Genomic DNA, 3,270 nt, shown 5'->3' on the forward strand with positions numbered 1-3,270 from the left:
CGTGTATCTGCAAGGTGCAGGTATGCGGGGGGCTCTTTTGCTTGTCTGTTCCAGGGACAATCCTCATGACAAAAGAAACGTCCCCATTAAAGTATCAGCCATGAAAATAATATGACAGCCAAAGGCATGGTTATGATACAGAACAAAGTAGTAAATACATTTAAAAGACTGGAGTATGTTGCATCTTTGTTATATACCTGAACCATCTGGGTGATTGTTGAAGCTGATGGCGTGATGGAGGCAAGGTATACTATGAGTAGTAAGGTTCTTCCGTCTGGAATAAATTCGTATACATGACTTACACACATTATAAGCAGCAAAATAGTAGGCCAGATAACGAGTCTGATGGCAGAGAAAAGGTATAGTTTTGCATTCTTCAGGCTGGCCAGAATCGGCGAATCAGCCATCAGCATACCAGTTACTATCATGCTTAGAGGTGCAAGCATATTTCCGATGTCATTTATCGGGGCAAGGATGACGGCTGGCAGTTTTATCTTGCAGAAAAATAGCAGGAGACCTGCTATTATGGCTAATACATTTATATTGGATATTATCTTTTTCCATTCCAGGTGTGGCTTTTCGGAGAGCATTGTGCTGCAGTGTGTCCAGAGAAATATCAGTTGTACAGACATAAATGCGCATGAATACAGTACATAGTCGGAACCCAGAATAGCACTTACAAGTGGGATAATCATATTTCCCGAGTTGGAATACATGACAGTTGCACATTCAACCGGGGTCCAGTGCCAAAATTTTCTTCCAATATTTATAAAAATCAAAAGCAGAACATGTATAATGACCGCAATGACAGCGGAAAATAACAGTCCCTGCAGTTTTTCTTTTGTAAAATCAATCTCAAATGAACAAATTATGGCACAGGGCATCACCAGGTATACCACGATGATAGATAATATCCGGCTGTCAGATGATTTTAATATATTTTTGTTGACAAGAATAAAACCAAGCAGGATCATAATAAAAAAGTTAATAAGCTTTCCGAGCAAAATTATACTTATCTGCATAGCGATTACCTCTTTTCGTTTCTGTATTATAATACTATTCCTCTAAAAAAACATCCCTGAATGCTGACTTGTCAAAAATGAACGAATGCGATAAAATATGTGCAATTTGTAGAGAACTTGTAAATAGCATCCCAAATAAGGAGAGATGACATACTATGAATTCGCGTAAAAACCATAACAAAAAGCTTATGTTGCCGGTTCTCATTTTTCTGGTTGGCTGTCTGGTTTTGACAGTAGTTTTATATCATTCATATAGATCAAATTATAAACAGGTACGGAATGTCACAGCGCTTAATGCCACAACATATGCAGAACGACTACAGAATGACATGAACCGTGGAGTTGCAATTACAGATACACTTGAAGAGATAGCAATCAGCGAAAATGGGAAAATTGACAATTTTCAAAAAGTTGCTCGGGATCTGATGGCAGATTTTATTCAGAGCATACAGATTGCGCCTGACGGTGTTGTCACAGATATATATCCGGAGGCAGGGAATGAAGCTGGAAAGATAGATTTGATGCATGATGAAAGTCGTGGAGAGATATGCCGCTATGGAAGAGATAAAAATATAGTCACGATGCAGGGTCCTTTTGATTTAAAACAGGGGGGGCAGGGCATTGCGATTAGAAATCCTGTATATCTGGAGGGGGCAGATGGCTCTCCAGTATTTTGGGGATTTACCATAGTAATTATACGTGTTCCGGAGATATTTACAGAATCAATTCAGGCACTCACAAAATTCGGTTATGATTACTCCCTGACAAAGACAGTTTCCCCTTTGTCTGATGATACAGAGATAGTATCATCATCCGGCAATATTATGAAGAATCCGATTACATTTGAGTTTGAATTTTGCGGCAGTCTATTTGATTTTGAGATAATGCCTGCTGATGGCTGGAGTCATGGGTGGAATGTATTTCCGCAGCTGTTTTTGGGAATATGTGTTATTTTGCTCTTAACTGGATTAACGGTGGTCATCCTTGTGATTGAGAGACATCGAGATACATTAAAAAAAATGGCGATAACAGATCCGCTGACCGGACTCTTGAATCGTAAGGGGTTTGACGAACAGCTCAAAAAGGTTATGCAGGGCGATCTTCATATTCATTGCGTGGGTATACAGATGGATATTGATGATTTTAAATTTATAAATGATATGTATGGTCATGTAGTTGGAGATGCCGCACTGAAAAGTCTTGCACAGGACATGCAGAGCTATTTCAATGATAATTCTATTATTTGCAGAAATGGCGGTGATGAGTTCTCCGCCATTCTGGTTGACACAACAGAGGAAGAGGCAAGAAAGAAAATAGAACAATTTACTCTTCAGCCACGGCATATAACATATAATGGTGGGGAGCATCCATTTTACATTTCTCTTGGGTATGCAGAATATCCAAAAGATTGTGAAGATGTTTCGGAGCTTATCAGATGCGCGGATATGGCACTTTACGCGGTAAAACTTCATGGAAAGAATAATTGCAGTCCTTATCGAGGAGCTTATAAGATGCAGCACAGAAGCCAGCTTGGATTTGCACTTCAGGATGTATCAAAGAATCTTCCGGGAGCTTTCCTTATATATATAGCTGATCCTGAAAATGATAATATTTTATTTGCAAATCGTGAACTGATAGAATTTGCTGGCTGCAGGGATTTTGATGATTTTCTTGATTACACAGATCATAGATTCAGAAACCTGGTCCATCCAGACGAACGGGATTCTGTTGAGACCAGCATCTGGAAACAGATTGATGCAAAGACCAGTGGAAATAATGACTATGTAAGGTTCCATTTTGCAAAAAAAGATGGAACATATCTTCCTGTTCTTGATCACGGAAGAATAGTGGAAAACCGTTATTATGGAAATGTATTCTACGTTTTGATCATGGACTGCGCTCTGGTTGAATCTTATTATGATAACAAAACAGGTCTGGAAACTGTGCCAGAATAGCGGATTGGCTATTACAGGAATAGGACACAAAATCTTCACAAAAGAATTAGCACTCGCCTATTGACAATGCTAACAACTAGGTGTATAACATAGTCAAAGATAAGGAAAGGGATAAGAAAGAAGAGAAAGAATCCCGAAAGTTTATCTTGACAATTATTTTGAAAGTAACAGTAAACAAAAAGTCTAAGTGCCTTGGGGTTTCATAAGAAACCACAATTTCCGACACTTGTTTGAGATTGAAAGGAGAAATGACTTATGTTACCTAGTATTTTTGGAGAAGATTTATTTGATGA

At 38.6% G+C, this 3,270-nt stretch carries 2 protein-coding genes; one reads left to right on the forward strand and one right to left on the reverse strand.

What is annotated here, in order from left to right; genetic code table 11:
- Window positions 1-86: 86 nt before the first annotated feature.
- Window positions 87-1,022 (reverse strand): AEC family transporter, encoded by a 936-nt coding sequence (locus DWW60_RS13240; protein ID WP_055145675.1) that lies wholly within the window; start codon window positions 1,020-1,022, stop codon window positions 87-89.
- Between the two features lie 329 nt (window positions 1,023-1,351).
- Here DWW60_RS13240 and DWW60_RS13245 point away from each other — a divergent pair, with 329 nt between their 5' ends.
- A complete protein-coding gene (locus tag DWW60_RS13245) occupies window positions 1,352-2,977 on the forward strand; it encodes a diguanylate cyclase domain-containing protein (RefSeq protein ID WP_243002977.1) in 1,626 nt (541 codons plus the stop codon).
- Window positions 2,978-3,270: the final 293 nt, after the last annotated feature.

It is taken from the genome of Coprococcus sp. AF16-22 (genome assembly GCF_003461545.1).
Lineage (GTDB): Bacteria > Bacillota > Clostridia > Lachnospirales > Lachnospiraceae > Coprococcus > Coprococcus aceti.